This window comes from Microcoleus asticus IPMA8 (assembly GCF_013179805.1).
GTDB lineage: Bacteria > Cyanobacteriota > Cyanobacteriia > Cyanobacteriales > Microcoleaceae > Microcoleus > Microcoleus asticus.
Window position 1 is genome coordinate 36,556 of record NZ_SRRZ01000014.1, and the last position, 16,634, is coordinate 53,189.

Below are 16,634 nucleotides of genomic sequence, written 5' to 3' on the forward strand. Positions count from 1 at the left end.
GCAATAGTAGGTTTGGCCCGGGGAACGAAACTCAACACAACAGTTTTTAGCAAGAAATGAGTAAAATTGCTATTAATATTATGTCCCCTAAAACGACAACAATCACGTTGGTTTGTAATGACGAATTTAATCCCGATCAAATTCTGAGGACTTCCGTCGTCACTACAAACCTATAACGGTGATTTTACCGGAAATTGTACAATACCTCGATCGCCTGCACTGAATTATTGTGCTGCGCGGCACTAACCTGTTAAACAACATTTCAACTTGAGACTTCACTTAATTTTTCCAGCTTGGTTTCCCGCACAAACAAGAAAAGCGGGAAAGCACATGAAAACGAAACAAGCACACCCAGAAGTACGTACAGCCCTACAAAACTTATATCCAATCGTTTTGACTCAGCGTACATCCAAGTGCTTCCTGCTACAGTTGCGATCGACAAATCTAAACTTAGCGATTTCGCAGCAAGATTAGCCGAACTCTCGTTTACAAAGTCAAGCAAGCCAGCATTGCTAAAAAACTGCAAGTTATAGTACCAAGGCAGCACAATCCCCAGAATAGATAGGATGAGATAAATGATTCGCTTAACGCTCATAATTACCCGACCTGTTCTTCGAGCAACTGTATTACCCTACTCGCTAACAACCAATCCTTACTTCTTCTGCGGGCACTTCGGATGAATCCCCCCCTGCAAACAAATGTAAGCAATTTGACTTTTATCTAAATTCTTAGCCTCCGCAAAATCAACTCCTAGGAATCGACCCGATTTACTCCCGGTCGGACTTTGAATAAATTGCTCCGAAGCTGCCTTCCCCAGAAACACAGCGCCTTTAAAATTCGCTCCCGCTAAATTCGCGCCCCTAAAATCAACCGAACTCACCTCCGCATTCCGAAAATTCGCATCTTGCAACCGAGCATCTCTTAAATTCACGTTGGCGAGTTTAGTCGAACTCAAATCGGCATTTTGTAAGTTCGCGCCACTCAAATCAGCACCGGACAAATCAGCACCTTGCCATTCCGATTTAGACAAGTTTGTCAAGGACAACTGAGCGCCTTGAGCCTTCACTTTGCCCAAACGTGCACCTGACAAATCCGCTCCAGACAAATTCGCGCTTCCTATATCTGCACCAGTAAAAATTGCATTTTTTAACTGTGCTTGCTGCAAATTTGCTCCAATTAAAATAGCACTGCTGAAATTAGCTGAATTCAAATTGCCGCTTGACAAATTAGCTTTGTTCAGGACAGCGCGCACAAAAGTAGTCCGGTTCATTACAGCACTGTTCAAAGACGCCCCGGTCAAATTTACTCCTTCCAAATTAGCGCCGCTCAAGTCAGAAACCCAATCGTCAAATGTAGCCGGACGCCTGTCTTCGCCTGTGCCGTAAAAGCGAGCTCCCTGAAAGCTGGCATTGGTTAAATTGGTATTTCTCAACTTAATTCCCGACAAGTCAACTTTGTTTAAAACTAAAGTAAACTGAGACGGGCCTGCGGGACTTTGAGCTAAATCGGTGCGGCTCAGATCCGCGCCGTTGAGCTGGCTGCTATACACTGTGAGAATTTTGCCGATCGCCCTTTGTACTGTTCGCTGGCGGGCCGCCGCTAACTCGCGTTCCGGCGCTTTGCCGCCAAAGCGCAGGGAATCGAGGTCGTTGCTGAGAGCTTGGTTCAACCGCTGCAAGTCAGGCAAAGCTTTCGGCCCGCTACTGACTAAAGCTTGCTGGATCGCGTCCAGCATGGCGCGGTTGTCTTCTTGAGCGAGCAAATCCGCTAGCAGCGGTACGGCGCGGGAGTCTTCCACCGCCCCCAAAGCCAAAATTGCCGATCGCCTGCCGGATGCGCCGCTAGCCGATGTGGGAGACAATTTGCTAACTAAAGCTACAAATAATTCGTCGTTCCGCTGCCGCGAATCCCGCATATTTGCTTGACTTTGAGTGTAGATGAGAGTGCCGACAAACAAAGTTAAAATCAATCCAGCGCTGCCGATGGTAACTATCACTAAAGTTGTGCCTGGGTGTTGGCGCATCCAATTCCACAAACTGGCATTTGCTTTCAAGCCGGTTTGCGGAGTCACAACCAAAGCCGCAATCTGCGCGTCTTCCTCAGTCCAATCTGGACTATTGACAGGATTGGCAGACAGTTCATTCGATCGATCGCTGACGACCAAAGTATTCGCGAGGCGATCGTGTCCCGCTTGCCGTTTGTAACGCCACGCAACCGCGCCGTCTGCCAGCACTGCCAAGCCGCTCAGCCCCCCTAAAATCAGCAAATCTGGAAACGCACCCGTCAAGCGCCAAATGCCGTAAGCGACGCCCAGAGGCACTCCCCAGCGCCCTAAAGTTTCGCGAATTAGCACTTGCCCAAAACCCGGAGGAGTACCAGACGCTGTGACAACTTTGACGCCGAACCAGCGTTTGGGGAGAGTTTGACCGGTTCTGGCGAGCAAAAACAGTTGCCACCCCGCTAAAACTGCCGGTGCCAGCAGCGCCCCTGACCAGAATAGATTAGTTAGGGGTGCGACTCTGGGGTTGCGATCGCGCACCGGTATGCCCAAAGTACGGGCGACTGTTTCGGATGCTGCTGCTACTGAGGGATTGAGCGGCACACTTTGAGATTCCTTGTTGACCAATGCCCCGATACTGAAGGGAACGAGGGCGCTGGCCGCAATTAACGAAATTTCCACGGCCCAAGCGCCGCACCTGCGAACCAGCAGTGGCATTTGCTTGGATTGTCTTTGCCAAGACGGATCGGGTTGATTGATGCCGCTGGGCGCGGTGGGGCTAGCCATATTTAGAAATTCCTATTATTTGTCGTTAGTATTTGAGGACTGGGGGGAAATTGCCAATTTATACGCTATGTAGATTAGCACTCCGAGAACGGCAAGAGTCATCAGCGCTGAAATTAGCTGTACGACGCTATTGAAGACTGTCAGGACAATTATCGCTCCGACGGCAAAGGCTGCCACCTGCCCGGGTTTGGGAAGTCTTTGAAACTTATCCAGTAATTGATTGTATAAGGTTCCGAGGGCTTGATAGCTGTCAGAATTTTGTGAGATCAGCGGCGATCGTTCTACTTTAGCTTTTAGTTCTCCGAACGCTTGCTGCCAATTGAAGTTATTTTGAGGATTCATAAAAAAATTCGGAAGTTTGTTTAGATTAATGTGTTCGGAACCGCCATTATCCCCTACCGTCAAAGAACTAGAATAAATGCCATTGTGTGAGGAAACATGAAGATCCATTATCCGGGCGATCGCGGCAAACTGTGGTTTAGTCCGATCGTCACCCTAGCCTTGGCAATGATTTTAGCGGATGCCGGTGCCCTTCGGAGCCAACCGCTACAAATTGCTCCGGGATTTCCCGAACCGCTGGGAGTTTCTGGAGTTTCCGGCGGCCCGAACAATAGCGGCGACTGCGGTTTTGTGTCCCAAGGACCGAACCACGTCATCGAAGTAACGCAGGATTTGCCTTACTGGCGGATTGCAGTACAAACCGCTGGAGCTCCGAGTTTGATGATTCAGGGGCCGCGGGGGCGTTTCTGCGTCCTGCCGGCGAATTCTGCTGCGGGGAATGTAGAATTTTCCGGTTATGGGGACAAGGGGACTTATGTTATTTTTGTGGGCGATCGATCTCAAGGTCAACACCCTTACTCTCTTTCTATTTCCCAAAAGCGAAATTAACCATACAACGAGATTAGGACGCTTGCTGTGAGAAAATGGCTTTTTTGCGATCGTCAAGAAGCCTGCTTTTTAACAGCAAGTGCGTTAACTAGGGATTTCCTATCAATTTTGTATTTGGTTTTTAACCCACTGGCGAAACAATCTGAGAGTTTGACTCGTACCCGCTGTTTGGCTTTGTTCGCAATATTGAGAAATAGCTTCAATAATTGGCAGATTGGGAAAGGTAGGACTAATTTCAGCTTCAATATATTTCCCATCTTGAAGCACATTAATCTGAAGCTTCTTATTTTCATAGCGCCATATTTCAGGTACTCCCAAAGCTTCGTAAGCATCGAGTTGAGTTTTGGAAGTTATATCGACTTCAATTGCTAAGTCAGGCGGCGGATCGACAGTTAAGTCGATCCGCTTTTTACCAATCATTAGAGCATAATTCTGAATGTAAAAGCAGTTGTCAGGTTCAATTCCTTGTAACATATTTTTTCGCTTAAAAGTCGTCGAGCCAAAACATTCTCGATCAATTTCAAGTTCTTCGAGTAATATTTTCACCATATCCCCAATGATTTCCTTATTGAATTCATGTTCTGGTAGTGGCATCCTAATCTCTAAAGTTCCTTGACTGTAAGCTATTCTAGAGCCACGGTGTTCTCCCAACTCTTCTAAAATTGCTTCAAATTCCTGCCAGTTAACATCATGGAACAGCACTCTCTGCCCTGGGGGTAAACTGATTTGCTTTAATTGCAGCGTTACCATTTCAACCTCCGATTTATTTAAGTTATAGAGATAAAAACCTGCTCAACAGTCAGATTAAGTTTCGGGAAGGCAGACGAAATAATAGTATCGGACTCTCGGAACTGGCTAACCTGGTACTCTCCCTCAACCAACTGGTAAATCGATACAGTAGGTTGTTTGGGATTGCCGATGAACCGCCGACCGCCCAAGGCAGCACAGTCAACAACCCAGTATTCCGAGATACCCAATCTTTCATACTCAGCCACTTTTACCAGGTAATCATCTTGCCAGTTAGTGCTAACTACTTCGACCACAAGCTTGACAGAGCTACCTTGAGAAATAACTGATGATTTTTTCCAGAGTTGCTCTGAAATTAAGGCTGTTTTGTCTAAGACTATGAGATCGGGCTGGTAGCCCGTGGTCGTTTCGGGAGGTCTGAGAAAATAAGTTTACGGTGTTACATAAGGAAGATTTAAACGGTCAATTTCTAGGTTAATTTTTCTGATAATAAAACCTGTAACTTCCTCATGGCAGCCATTTGGGTTCATCTCAACTATTACTCCATTGCGTAGATCGAAACGTCCTTTTCCATCTGGATACCATTCTAAAAACTCTTCAAATGTTATCGATTTGATTATGGTTTGAATCATAAAAATTTCTACGTTCATATAACCATCAATAGTTCGTAGTGAGCAGTTTAGTCCTAGAAGAGAGTCAATAAGGACTCAATTACTTACTACAAACAAATTCTTTAAGGGTAATTAACAGAACATGATATCACATATTAATGAGGTAGGTGTAATAATGTCAGCTAGAACCCCGACTTGTTGAACAAGTCGGGGTTCTGGGTGTGATATTTAAATTTTTTGCTGCTTGTAAAGTTCTTTAAACTTGCGCTGCTGCTCATTGTGGTCTACGATTGGAGAGGGATAAGGAAGAAGTCGGCGTTCTAAAGACGAAAGATTTCCTGTTAGCAAAAGTTTAGTATCAACTCGGCGCAATTCTGGAACCCAGTGCCGAATATATTCCCCTTCCGGGTCAAATTTTTGAGCTTGACTGGCGGGATTGAATATTCGCAAAGGTTTCGAGTCCATACCGCTGGATGCGCTCCACTGCCAGCCGCCGTTATTAGCAGAAAGATCGCCGTCTATCAATTTTTGCATGAAGTATTTTTCACCCCACTGCCAGTTAATAATTAAATCTTTGGTGAGGAAGCTAGCGACTATCATGCGGCAGCGATTGTGCATCCAACCTGTCTGATTTAACTGCCGCATTGCTGCGTCAATAATAGGATAGCCAGTTTTGCCCCGACACCAAGCTTGAAAAAGCTTTTCATCGTTCTCCCACGGAAAGTCTTTGAATGCTGGACGGTAGGGGCCGTCTGCTAGTTCTGGGAAGTTATACATGGCGTGTTGGTAAAATTCCCGCCACGCTATTTCCTGTTGCCAAGTCCCGATGCTTGTGCACGCTTCTTCGTTGCGGCAAGTTTCCATTACTATCTGGGTAGCTTGCCAAACCGTGCGGATGCCAATTGCACCAAATTTGAGGGCGGCGCTGAGTTGGGATGTGCCGTTAGTTGCGGGGAAATTGCGCTGTTCTTGATATTCGTAAATTGCGATCTCGCAAAATTCTTCTAATTTTTTTTTCGCTGCATCTTCTCCGGGTTCTATTACTAATGGGTTTTCCCAAATAAATCCTAAACTAGAGGCAGTTGGCAGTGTTTCAATTGCACCTGCTTGGTGAGCGATTTCTTGTTCTTCTGCGGTTAATCCGGTCATTAATTCCAGATAAGTTATCGGCAGTGTCTCTACTGGTTGGGCTTTGGGTTTACTGTTCCATTTTTTCCAAAATGGTGTATAAACTGTGTAGGGAGTCCCTGTACCGCTGCGAATTTCATCTGGGGCGTGCAGGACTTGATCCCAGAAATTTTGAACTTGAATTCCTGCTTGTTCGAGGGCGCTTGATACGGAACGATCGCGCTGTTTTGCGTAGGGTTCGACATCCCAGTTCCAAAATACTGCTTTGGCATTTATCGCTGTTGCTAATTTCGGTATCCCTAGACTCGGGTCATCTTGAATTATCAGCAATTGGCTGCCTGCTTCGCTGTAACGCTGCTGAAGTTTTTGCAAGCAGCCGATCATGTAGGTGACTCTGGCTGGCGCTACGTCATCGCGATTTAGGATATTGCGATCGAGACAAAAAATCCCGACTACTTTAGGGCTTTGCTGGCGCGCTGCTGCTAGTCCGATGTTGTCAGAAATACGCAAGTCGCGGCGGTGCCAAAATAAAATTAGATCGGACATTCGATTTTAGATTTTAGATTTTAGATTTTAGATTTTACAGTCCTGGACACACGCGGGGTCAAAAACCCGGTTTCTAAGTTAAGATTTATCGGTTTGATGCACGATTATTATAAGAAACCGGGTTTTTTTAGTCAGTCCTATTTAAGTCAAAAATGGACGCGCCAAGAAAAAGCTAGAAATTGATTTCGCGTCAATTGGTTCGCCAGCTAAGATAGCTTTTTCTAATTCTTCCGGGGTGAATAAAACTGTCTCCATGTCTTCATCATCGTCATGTGCTGGTGGCTTTTCCAATTTTTCCAAATCTTGGGCTAAAAAAGCATAAATGATTTCGTCGGAATAACCGGGGGCGAGAAAAAATTGCCCTAAGTTCTGCCATTTTCCCGCGCGATATCCGGTTTCTTCTTCGATTTCGCGTTTAATAGTTTCGGCGGGATTTTCATTTATTTCTACCGTACCAGCGGGAAATTCTAAAATTCGCCCTTTTGTGGCAAAGCGGTATTGTCGCACCAAGACGAGTTTACCTTCGGGTGTGACGGGAACTGCAAGTGCTCCGCCCGGGTGGCGAATACATTCCCACTCGCCTTCGGAACCGTTGGGAAGGCGGAGGGTGGCTACGTCAAAGTTAAATTTCCGCCCTTGGTAAAATAGGCGCTGTTTGAGGAGTTGGGGTAGTTCTTGACCGATCGACATAAGCAAGAAGCGAATAATGTTAGAGAGCACTGATTTAAGACATCATAGGCGATCTCATAGGATTTTAGATTTTAGATTTTAGATTTTAGATTGGGAATGACTGATAACTATCACTGTTTCGAGCTTACCTACGGTTGCATTTTTTGGAAAACTGGTACGATCCCTGAACTGTGCTAAATTTTTACAGTGGTAATTTTTGCACTCCGGAACAGTCTGCGGTTTGCAGGAGTTGGACGATCGCACTTTTTGTCACCGGATGCACCCAATCCGGGGCAATTTCTGCTAAAGGTACTAATACAAAAGCTCTTTCGGTCATCCGGGGATGAGGTAGAGTCAGTGTCGGAGTTTCTAGGATTAAATTGTCGTACAACAGCAAATCTAGGTCGAGGGTTCTCGGCCCCCATTTTTCTCGGCGAATTCGATTAAATTTTCTCTCAATTTCTAATAAATTTGCTAGCAATTGTTCGGGTTCTAGTGCAACTTCTAGGATGGCACAGGCGTTGATGTAATCGGGTTGAGGCGGCCCGACGGGGGCGGTTTGATACCAGCTTGAATGGGATTTTACTGCTATTTCTGGGGTGTTGTTGAGGGTTAAGATCGCGCTTTTGAGTGTGGCGAGAGAGTCGCCTAAGTTGCTACCAAGGGCGATCGCGCATTTTGTTAATTTCATAAAGAAGAAGGAAGAAGGAAGAAGGAAGAAGGAAGAAGGAAGAAGGAAGAAGGAAGAAGGAAGAAGGAAGAAGGAAGAAGGAAGAAGTAAGAAGGAAGAAGGAAGAAGGAAGAAGAAAGAAGGAACAGGGAAGAATGCAACGGGCAATCTATGGCATTTAACTGATAGAAACAAGCAATAAAAAAAATGAAAATTTTAAAAATTGCTGTCTTTTTGCTCGCTAAAGCTAACGTTACTAACAAGGGTAAAGCGGTTTTTAGTTAAAAAGTTCAACATTAAAAACTTAAAACTAAAAAGTCCCCGCCAGCCCAATTATCAATTCCCAATTCCCAATTACCTCTTCCCAATTAAAGAATAAAGTCGGCCTGACTGATAGAAGCGCGGGCAACTCCGAATAAAGTAGCCAGAGTTTGCTTGGTGCTTGTAAGCTGAATAATTGTACTCGGCGAAGTTCCGGCCCCAGCGGAAATGGTGAGTTGGCTAAAGGTGAGGCCGGCAGTCAAGCGAATTTGATCGGTACCATTAGTAAAATCTGTAATCACATCCCCCTCTGTCAAACGCCCGATCGCAAAAGTATCGTTTCCGGCGCCGCCAGTTAATGTATCATTGCCGCGATCACCCGATAAACAGTCATCGCCGATGCCACCAACCAGCGAGTCATCGCCGGCACCCCCAAAAAACGTGTCATTACCCGCGCCGCCCAACAAAATATCGTTGTCTTGATTGCCAAACAGCAAATCATTGCCGTCCTCGCCACTTACCGAGTCAGAACCTTTGCCACCGTAGAAAGTCTCGTCGCCCACGCCGCCCAAAACGCTGTCGCGGCCGGCACCGCCGAACAGTATGTCATTGCCAACGTCGCCCAGAATTGAGTCATCGCCGTCGCCGCCGTAGAGGGAATCGTTTCCCCCTAAGCCGAAAATGGTGTCAGGGCCACCCAAACCAAATATCAAGTCAGCGCCCCCAGTACCGCTGAGGGAGTCGGGGCCGCTGGTGCCACTCCTGCCGCTAGCTGCCCCTCCGGGACTCGTACCGGTGGTGGGGGTTGGGGTTGTGACTCTGGGAATTGGTTGAGATAGTCCTGCTGATGGCATGATTCTGAAGATGGGTAGAAATTTGCCATTCTAACTTAGCTTAAAAGCGGAAGTTATAAGCTCGCCAACCCCCCAGATCGGAAATATCGATCGCATCCGTCACAGCATAAGATTCGCACAAAAAGCCCTGCACCATAGAGCCGTCCTCCAACACCAGCGTACCAATTCCCAGGGGCGGGGGAATTTTAGTGACAAATCGGCCGAAAGCCGCGATCGACAACTCCCAAACTTCCACCTCGATCGCACTACCGCCCTCGTTCTGGCGCACCAATCCCGGCTTGGGAATCGCAGTACCCGTCAAAGCGTACAGCCTGTAAATCGGGCTGGTACGGCAGGCGCGAAGCAAAATGCCTCCCCCCTCGATTAGTTGATAATTCAGCGGCTCACCCATCAAATGAGCGCCAACCACGGCTATTTTGACTTGTTCTTCTGAGGAAGATTCGGCTGCGATGGCGGGTTCCGGGACGTTTGGCAGGGGTAGGTCAGTTGCGCCCAAAGTTCCCCCCAAGCTGGCGTGGAAAGCAGATCCCAGGCTGCAGAGCGATAAATCGTGCCACGCAGGAGCCATCAGTGTCAATCCTGCGGGCAATCCGCTGCTTTGAAACCCGCTGGGAACTGCGATCGCGCACAAATCGAGCAAATTCGCAAAGTTCGTGTAGCGCCCGAGATTGGTGTTGAGCGCGATCGGCTCGGCTGCAACTTCTGCGACAGTATAAATCGTGCCTGTCGTGGGAACAGCCAAAACATCCATTGACTCCCACTGAATTTCTGCTTGCTGGCGGAGTTCGGCCAACCGGTACGACGCGCGGTAGGCAGAGACGGCATCGTAGCGTTTGCCGCCGCTGATAATCTCGTAGACGATCGGATCGATATCCTCTGGGTGCGCGTCGAGGAAATCGCCGATCGCGGCCAACCTTTCTGCTACCCAAGGCCCGCCGTAGAGCAGTTCGGCAGCCTCAGCAAAGGGTTTGAAGTCAATAGGTGCAATCGTGCAGCCCAATGATTGCAAGCGCGCGATCGCCTCCCGGTAGCGCTGTTCGGCTTCTGCATTCCCGAAAAATTCGAGTTCGCCGTCTCCGGGAACTCCCACCCGCAAGCTGGATAAATCCGGCAAAACTTTCGTTTCAGGGCGACGAGAAAACGCATCCTCAGCGTCAAAACCGCTGGCTACTTGCAGCACGGAGGCCGCATCCGCACAGGTGAGAGCGAACACTGAAACGCAATCGAGCGATCGCACCGCCGGCAGCAGGCCGCGAGTGCCGATCGAGCCGCAACTTGGCTTCAGCCCGACAATGTTGGTAAAAGCAGCGGGAACCCGCCCCGAGCCTGCGGTATCGGTACCCAGAGCAAAACTCACCAATCCGGCCGAGACTGCGGCGGCGGAACCGGAACTCGATCCGCCCGGGATGTAGCGCCGGTCGAACGGATTGCGGCAAACTCCATAAGGCGTGCGGGTTCCCACTAATCCTGTGGCAAACTGATCCATGTTTGTTTTGCCGATCGCGATCGCACCTGCGGCGCACAGGCGCTCTACGACTGCGGACGATCGCGCTGGAGTGCGAGCAAACTGCGGACATCCCGCCGTAGTCGGAACGCCCGCCCAATCGAGATTATCTTTGATCGCAAAAGGTATCCCGTAAAGCGGCAATTTTTGCGGGTCTAGGTTTTCCAAAGCTTTGGCGCGTTCGAGGGCTTCCGCCAGCGGTGCTAAATAAATCCATACTGCCGGGTCTGCATAGCGTTCGATCCGATCGTAGACGCTCGCGATCGCATCTGCAGGCGCGAGCGAGCCGGTGCGGTAGCGATCGAGCAGCGAATGAATGTCGAGACTGTGACTGTAGTTAACTTTTTCCATAATGCACCGTCAGTCGATTTTAGATTTTAGATTTTAGATTTTAGATTGAACAATTGGGTTTACAGGCTTTGCTGGGCGATCGATCGATTTTCGATTTTCGATTTTCGATTGAAGAAATTACTTCACAGGCTGTGTTTGGCGATTTTTATTACAAATAGAATGTTAGTTTACCGCATTGTCGATCGCCTCCGCATCTAGTCTAGGGCGATCGAAATATTTCTCAAAAAATATTCAACCCTTGCCTTGCGGGTGCAAGTCTGTATGCCCGTAAACTTCGCGATTTCCAACCGCCCGGTTTAATCTGCTAAAAACCTTAATTTGACAAATCTGAGAAAAACCATTTTTTGTAACATTTTACACATTTTATTATCAAGTTTGCTGTTACCGTTTGAAACGTACCAATCTAGTAGGATTGCACCCTACAGTATGCTTACCTTTCAAAAAGCTAAGTGCATTGCTGTTACTGACAGTCTCGAATAACTCCTTGGGTTGCAAACAGGACTTATACAGACAAAAACCGAAAAAATTTAACAGCTTCTAGGGTTCCGATTTGAATCAGTTTCTAAGTCAGCTTAGACATTTCAAGTGCTGGTCCGAGAGAAGCAGACTGGTCATCCCAATATTTTATTAATTTGAGGGGAACACTAGCCAGTTACACGGCGGGATAAAAGCCCGGGAGAAACGCGATCGGTCAGCAAGACTCGGTTCGTTAGCTCTCGGGCTTTATCCTTGTATATCAAGGGGGTTTGCGGAAGCTAAGGAAGCCAACCAAGGTGCAAAAGCTCGATCGACATATTCACTTTTAACCAGCAACCAGAATATGCTATGAATATCCGATATTGCTCCCCAAAAATAATGCGATCGCCCTTGTGCTACTGCGCCATATTTTTCATCACCTTGTTTTTCGCTGTCGGCTGCGTCAACCCGGCAATTTATATCAAAACAACGACTGAAAGCGAAGCAGCTTCTTCAGTAAGTGCTGATGCAGTTAGCCTCGGATTCAGCGCGTGGCCCGGCTGGTTTCCTTGGCAAATTGCCAAAGAACAAAAGATATTTGAAGCCAATAATGTTCCTGTAGACTTAAAATGGTTTGACGGCTACTTAGAATCGATCAGTACCCTCACAGCAGGACAGATAAATGCTAACAGCCAAACCCTCGGCGATACAGTAAACTCCATATCAGGCGGCGCCGACCAAGTAATTGTTTTAGTTAACGACAACTCTACGGGAAATGACAAAGTTATTGTCGCCGAAGGCATCAATTCGGTTGCAGATTTAAAAGGTAAAAAAGTTGCAGCAGAGGAAGGTACAGTCGATCACTTTTTATTGCTGTTAGGGCTGAGAAAAGCAGGTTTATCAGTGCAAGATATTCAATTTGTACCGCTGGAAACCGGCAAAGCTGCGGCGGCTTTCGTCGGAGGACAAGTCGATGCGGTGGCAGTATTTGCGCCGTTTACCACGCAGGCATTAAAACGATCGAACAGCAAGGAACTTTTTAGTTCAAAAGATTTTCCGGGGGCGATTTCCGACCATTTGGTATTCACCCGAAAGTTTATCGGCGAACACCCCGATAGAGTGCAAGCCTTGGTCAATTCCTGGTTTGCAACATTGGAATACATGAAAGCAAATAAAGAGAAATCTTACGAGATTCTAGCCAACCGCGCCGGAGTTAGCGTCGAGGAATACAAAGAATATGAAAATGGCACTAAGATATTTACGATCGAGGAAAACTTGAAAGCCTTTCAACCTGGAAATGACATGACATCATTGCAGTTTGCGGCGACCGAAATGACTAAATTTCTCGTCGATGTAAATTTAGCAAAAACCCAACCAGATATCCGCACATTATTTGACGATCGTTTTATAAAAGCTTATGCCGAAGGTAAAAGCTAAAAGGCATAATTTAGGATTGTGCCGACACAAAAAACCTAAAAAAAAATACTTTTTATAATCTTCAAAGTCTACTTCAATTACTCGCTAAACCGTTCTGCAATTAAATCATGCCACCAAATCCCGAACCCCGATCGATCCAATCCCACCTCAAGCAAAAAAGCCTAAATCCCACCGTTTTCTGGCGGATTGCGGAAGAGATACCACAACCCCTCAATATTGGGTTAACGGTAACATCGATCGCACTGCCGCTGCTGCTGTGGTGGCTAGTAACAACCTTCGCCAACGTAGACCCCAAATTTTTGCCTTCCCCCGGCAAAGTTTTAGAGGCATTTGGTCGGCTGTGGAACACTCGCGAACTTTTGAAAGACACAGTAGCGAGTTTGTGGCGGGTGGGAGTGGGCTTTCTGTTCGCCTTGGTTTTTTCCATACCAATTGGCGTGCTGATGGGCAGTTTTCCCAGTATTCGCGCCTTGCTGGAACCCATGTTCGGCTTGATGCGATATATGCCCGCACCAGCGTTCATTCCCCTATTAATTCTCTACTTGGGAATCGGCGAAGAACCCAAAATAATGCTGATATTTATCGGCGTCTTTTTCTTCAATTCGCTGATGGTAATGGATACAGTCAAGTTTGTTCCAAAAGACTTGATCGAATCTACTTATATGTTGGGCGGGAATCGCTGGGAAATCCTCACTCAAGTTATTTTTCCCCACGTTTTGCCGGGGATTCTTGATGCTAGCCGCATCAACCTAGCTGCGGCTTGGCAATTGGTAATCGTCTCCGAATTGATTGCGGCCACCGAAGGCTTAGGCCGCCGGATCAGCGTCGCAGGTCGATTTCTCAGAACCGATGAAATTTTTGTGGGGCTGATTGTCATTGGGGCGATCGGACTGACTTTTGACTTGCTTTTTCAATATCTGCTGCGGGTTTCTTGTAAATGGTCAAGTCAGAAACAGTAAGCAGATGTTGAAGGAAGAAGGAAGAAGGAAGAAGGAAGAAGGCAGTGGTGTCAAATAAAATTGAAACCCATGCTAGATATCGTTATTAGTCCTAAAATTTACAGATTTTGGGAATGAAAAAATCAATTTTTTACTTAAATCACAGAGGATAAACTCATGTTTCTGCAAATCAACAATCTGCACAAAAACTTTGAAACGAAAAAGGGTAAATTAGTTGTCCTCAAGGACATCAATATGAGCATCAAGCAAGGCGAATTTATCTGCGCGGTAGGCGCATCCGGTTCGGGCAAATCTACTCTGTTGAGGCAGATTGCGGGATTGGACAAGCCGACAACAGGGGAAGTAAAAATTGACGGCAAGGAAGTTGTTTCGCCTGGGCCGGATCGAGGTATGGTATTTCAGCATTACACTCTTTATCCTTGGATGAACGTGCAGGAAAATGCCGAGTTTGGCCTCAAACTTCAAGGCCTGTCCAAGAAAAAGCGGCGCGAACAAGCCAGCTATTATTTGAGTGTGGTAGGATTGACGCAGTTTGCTTCGTCGCTACCGAAAGAATTGTCGGGCGGGATGAAACAGCGGGTGGCGATCGCCCGCGCCCTCGCTTCTGAACCTAAAGTGTTATTAATGGATGAACCTTTCGGCGCCTTGGATATCCACACTAAAGAATCGATGCACGAATTCATGCTGGATTTGTGGCGCCGCACTCAGATTACAATCTTTATGATTACCCACGATGTCGAAGAAGCGGTGTTTCTTTCCAATCGGATTTATGCTTTGGGCGCTCGTCCCGGTACAGTGAGAAAGGAAATGTCGATTAATTTGCCCGATCGCACTCCCAGCGTTAAACGCCACGCCAAATTCCACGATTACCGCGACGAACTCATGGATTTGATGCGGAAACACGGACAGGAAGCAGTTGCAATGGCTGCTTAAATAGAAATAGGTTTGTAATTGCACTTTTTGCACCCGCGCCAACAGTACAACGGCAAACCTAAGTAAGTGGAAACTTAACATCTTGCACCATTGTCAATTACCTATTTAGGAACGGGCAAGATGCCCGTTCCACAATAAAATTTAGTTTTGTGGAACGAGCATCTTGCCCGTTCTTGAGAATGGTGCAAAATATCAGTGGAAATAAATATTACTTTGGGAGAGGGCGGGTTGTGCCGTTACAAAATACTATTGTTTTATTTCGCTGACCTACCCAAATACATCAAGAGGAACTTATGGTGCAACTATCATCGATCGACACAAACTCACAAATCGATTCAAGCCTCGTATTAATCGAAGAAACCGTACCGGGCGGCGCGTACTGGTCGGGGGTCATCAAGCGGGGAAACACCCTGCGAATCACCGATTTAGAAGGCTCTCGCGGCGTTTCCATGCTGTGCTACAACGCCGACAATGCGATCGAACGTTTCAACGCAGCAGACACCGCCAAAATTCAATTCAACGCCTTTCTCAAACAAGGCATGGTGATCTATACAGACATGGGGCGCATCCTATTTTCCATCACCCAAGACACCTCCGGCTGTCACGATTTGCTAGGAGGATGCAGCAACGCCATTAGCAATGCCAAAAAATACGGCGAAGGAGACTGGAAAAACTCCCGCGACAACTTCCTCAAAGCCCTAAGTCGGTGGGGATTGGGCAAAAAAGATATCATGCCCAACCTCAACTTATTTACTCGCATTGCCGTCAAACCAGACGGCACGATGGAGTTTCGCGAAGGCTGCGAAAAACCGGGTAGTTTTATAGATTTGCGAGCCGAAATGAACGTACTAACAATTATTTCTAACACCCCCCACATCCTGCATCCGGGTTCAATTTACGAGCCAAAACCCATCCAAATTCAGATTGTGAAAACCCCCGCACCCGCACCAGACGACTTGTGCCGCACCGCCAACCCGGAAGCCGTGCGCGGCTTCATCAATACCGATACTTTGTTCGTGCAATAGACCCAATTCCACAACTCAATCTTATCCGCATCAATCTGCGGTGAAAAATTCTGCACTTCCATCACAAAAAGTGAACCATGACTGCAACTACCCAACAAATCCTCGATCCAAAAACTGCAATTTATAACGAAGTCTTACCCGCCAGACATCCCTGGTCTCGCGTCATCAAAAAAGGACAGATTCTTCGTATTGTAGATTTAGGCGGCAATCAAGCAGTAGATTTTTTAGTTTACAATGCCGATGACCCTTCCGAACGCTACAGCGCCCCCGATACGATCGTCAATCAAGGCAACATCTTTGTCACTACAAACAGCCAACTCATTTCCAACGAAGGGCGAGCCATTATGACCATAATTGCTGACTCCTGCGGGCGGCACGATACCTCCGGGGGCGCCTGTAGCTGCGAGAGCAATTCGGTGCGGTTTGGACTAGATAAAAAATACCAGCACGCCTGTGTTGAAAATTTCCTCGCAGCAATTCTTCCCTACGGTTTGGGCAAGCGAGATTTAGTCAGCAATATCAACTTCTTTATGAATGTTCCCGTTAGCGAAGATGGCACGCTTGAAATTGTTGACGGCATCTCCGATCCGGGAAGTACAGTTGATTTGCGAGCCGAAATGAACGCGCTGGTTGCTATTTCTAATTGCCCGCAAATGAACAATCCTTGCAATGCTTACAATCCTACGCCGATTCAGTTGATTGTTTGGGATGCAGTATAGATTGTAGCCGCGGGTTCGCCAGAGATCGCCAGGGGTTTAAACCCCTGGCTAATAGCTAAAGTCCTCTAAAGAGGACTGAATAATCGATTGC

General features: G+C 47.2%; 17 protein-coding genes, 1 pseudogene and 1 riboswitch. Of the genes and pseudogenes, 8 read left to right on the forward strand and 10 right to left on the reverse strand.

Annotation, left to right across the window (positions count from 1 at the left end; all coding sequences use genetic code 11):
• Nucleotides 1–262: 262 nt before the first annotated feature.
• Genes E5S67_RS05590 through E5S67_RS05600 form a run of 3 tightly spaced genes read right to left on the reverse strand, consistent with a single transcriptional unit; the run spans nt 263 to nt 3,127 of the window.
• Nucleotides 263–595 carry a DUF2834 domain-containing protein gene (locus E5S67_RS05590; protein WP_172186077.1) on the reverse strand — a complete coding sequence of 111 codons (333 nt, stop codon included), beginning with the start codon at nt 593–595 and terminating at the stop codon, nt 263–265.
• Between the two features lie 57 nt (nt 596–652).
• Nucleotides 653–2,785: a pentapeptide repeat-containing protein gene (locus tag E5S67_RS05595; RefSeq protein WP_172186078.1), complete on the reverse strand. Its 2,133-nt coding sequence runs from the start codon at nt 2,783–2,785 to the stop codon at nt 653–655.
• 15 nt (nt 2,786–2,800) lie between these two features.
• A complete protein-coding gene (locus tag E5S67_RS05600; protein WP_172186079.1) occupies nt 2,801–3,127 on the reverse strand; it encodes a hypothetical protein in 327 nt (108 codons plus the stop codon).
• Between the two features lie 96 nt (nt 3,128–3,223).
• Between E5S67_RS05600 and E5S67_RS05605 the strand changes: the two genes are divergently transcribed.
• Nucleotides 3,224–3,673 (forward strand): hypothetical protein, encoded by a 450-nt coding sequence (locus tag E5S67_RS05605; protein ID WP_172186080.1) that lies wholly within the window; start codon nt 3,224–3,226, stop codon nt 3,671–3,673.
• Nucleotides 3,674–3,775: 102 nt separating this feature from the next.
• Here the strand turns inward: E5S67_RS05605 and E5S67_RS05610 are convergent, their stop codons facing one another.
• From E5S67_RS05610 to folK, 5 genes and pseudogenes are all read right to left on the reverse strand, one after another.
• Nucleotides 3,776–4,423 carry a Uma2 family endonuclease gene (locus E5S67_RS05610; RefSeq protein WP_172186081.1) on the reverse strand — a complete coding sequence of 216 codons (648 nt, stop codon included), beginning with the start codon at nt 4,421–4,423 and terminating at the stop codon, nt 3,776–3,778.
• Nucleotides 4,424–4,440: 17 nt separating this feature from the next.
• Nucleotides 4,441–5,052: pseudogene (locus E5S67_RS05615) on the reverse strand (Uma2 family endonuclease).
• Nucleotides 5,053–5,259: 207 nt separating this feature from the next.
• On the reverse strand, nt 5,260–6,705 hold the full coding sequence (locus tag E5S67_RS05620; protein WP_172186082.1) for an FAD-binding domain-containing protein: 1,446 nt from the start codon (nt 6,703–6,705) through the stop codon (nt 5,260–5,262).
• Between the two features lie 141 nt (nt 6,706–6,846).
• Nucleotides 6,847–7,395, reverse strand: coding sequence for an NUDIX hydrolase (locus E5S67_RS05625; RefSeq protein ID WP_172186119.1), 549 nt, complete (start codon nt 7,393–7,395; stop codon nt 6,847–6,849).
• Between the two features lie 181 nt (nt 7,396–7,576).
• Entirely contained in the window at nt 7,577–8,065 is a 489-nt protein-coding gene (gene folK / locus E5S67_RS05630; protein ID WP_172186083.1) for a 2-amino-4-hydroxy-6-hydroxymethyldihydropteridine diphosphokinase, read from the reverse strand.
• Between folK and E5S67_RS05635 the strand changes: the two genes are divergently transcribed.
• The gene (locus E5S67_RS05635; RefSeq protein WP_216670216.1) at nt 8,028–8,246 is read left to right on the forward strand and encodes a hypothetical protein; all 219 of its coding nucleotides are present in this window, start codon (nt 8,028–8,030) and stop codon (nt 8,244–8,246) included. The genes folK and E5S67_RS05635 overlap by 38 nt on opposite strands.
• A gap of 166 nt (nt 8,247–8,412) precedes the next feature.
• Here the strand turns inward: E5S67_RS05635 and E5S67_RS05640 are convergent, their stop codons facing one another.
• Both E5S67_RS05640 and atzF read right to left on the reverse strand, forming a co-directional pair.
• The gene (locus E5S67_RS05640; protein WP_172186084.1) at nt 8,413–9,159 is read right to left on the reverse strand and encodes a calcium-binding protein; all 747 of its coding nucleotides are present in this window, start codon (nt 9,157–9,159) and stop codon (nt 8,413–8,415) included.
• Between the two features lie 40 nt (nt 9,160–9,199).
• On the reverse strand, nt 9,200–11,014 hold the full coding sequence (atzF, locus tag E5S67_RS05645) for an allophanate hydrolase (protein ID WP_172186085.1): 1,815 nt from the start codon (nt 11,012–11,014) through the stop codon (nt 9,200–9,202).
• A gap of 45 nt (nt 11,015–11,059) precedes the next feature.
• Between atzF and E5S67_RS05650 the strand changes: the two genes are divergently transcribed.
• The 6 genes from E5S67_RS05650 to E5S67_RS05675 all read left to right on the forward strand — a co-directional run bounded on the left by E5S67_RS05650 (nt 11,060) and on the right by E5S67_RS05675 (nt 16,543).
• Nucleotides 11,060–11,212, forward strand: a complete 153-nt coding sequence (locus E5S67_RS05650) for a hypothetical protein (protein ID WP_172186086.1) — start codon at nt 11,060–11,062, stop codon at nt 11,210–11,212.
• A gap of 328 nt (nt 11,213–11,540) precedes the next feature.
• Nucleotides 11,541–11,695: riboswitch (guanidine-I (ykkC/yxkD leader) on the forward strand.
• A 144-nt stretch (nt 11,696–11,839) separates the two neighbouring features.
• Nucleotides 11,840–12,907, forward strand: coding sequence for an ABC transporter substrate-binding protein (locus tag E5S67_RS05655; protein ID WP_172186087.1), 1,068 nt, complete (start codon nt 11,840–11,842; stop codon nt 12,905–12,907).
• Nucleotides 12,908–13,014: 107 nt separating this feature from the next.
• Nucleotides 13,015–13,866 (forward strand): ABC transporter permease, encoded by an 852-nt coding sequence (locus E5S67_RS05660; protein WP_172186088.1) that lies wholly within the window; start codon nt 13,015–13,017, stop codon nt 13,864–13,866.
• 156 nt (nt 13,867–14,022) lie between these two features.
• Nucleotides 14,023–14,799, forward strand: a complete 777-nt coding sequence (locus E5S67_RS05665; protein ID WP_172186089.1) for an ABC transporter ATP-binding protein — start codon at nt 14,023–14,025, stop codon at nt 14,797–14,799.
• 293 nt (nt 14,800–15,092) lie between these two features.
• Nucleotides 15,093–15,824, forward strand: a complete 732-nt coding sequence (locus E5S67_RS05670) for an urea amidolyase associated protein UAAP1 (protein ID WP_172186090.1) — start codon at nt 15,093–15,095, stop codon at nt 15,822–15,824.
• A gap of 77 nt (nt 15,825–15,901) precedes the next feature.
• Entirely contained in the window at nt 15,902–16,543 is a 642-nt protein-coding gene (locus E5S67_RS05675; protein ID WP_172186091.1) for an urea amidolyase associated protein UAAP2, read from the forward strand.
• The last annotated feature ends 91 nt before the right edge of the window (nt 16,544–16,634 follow it).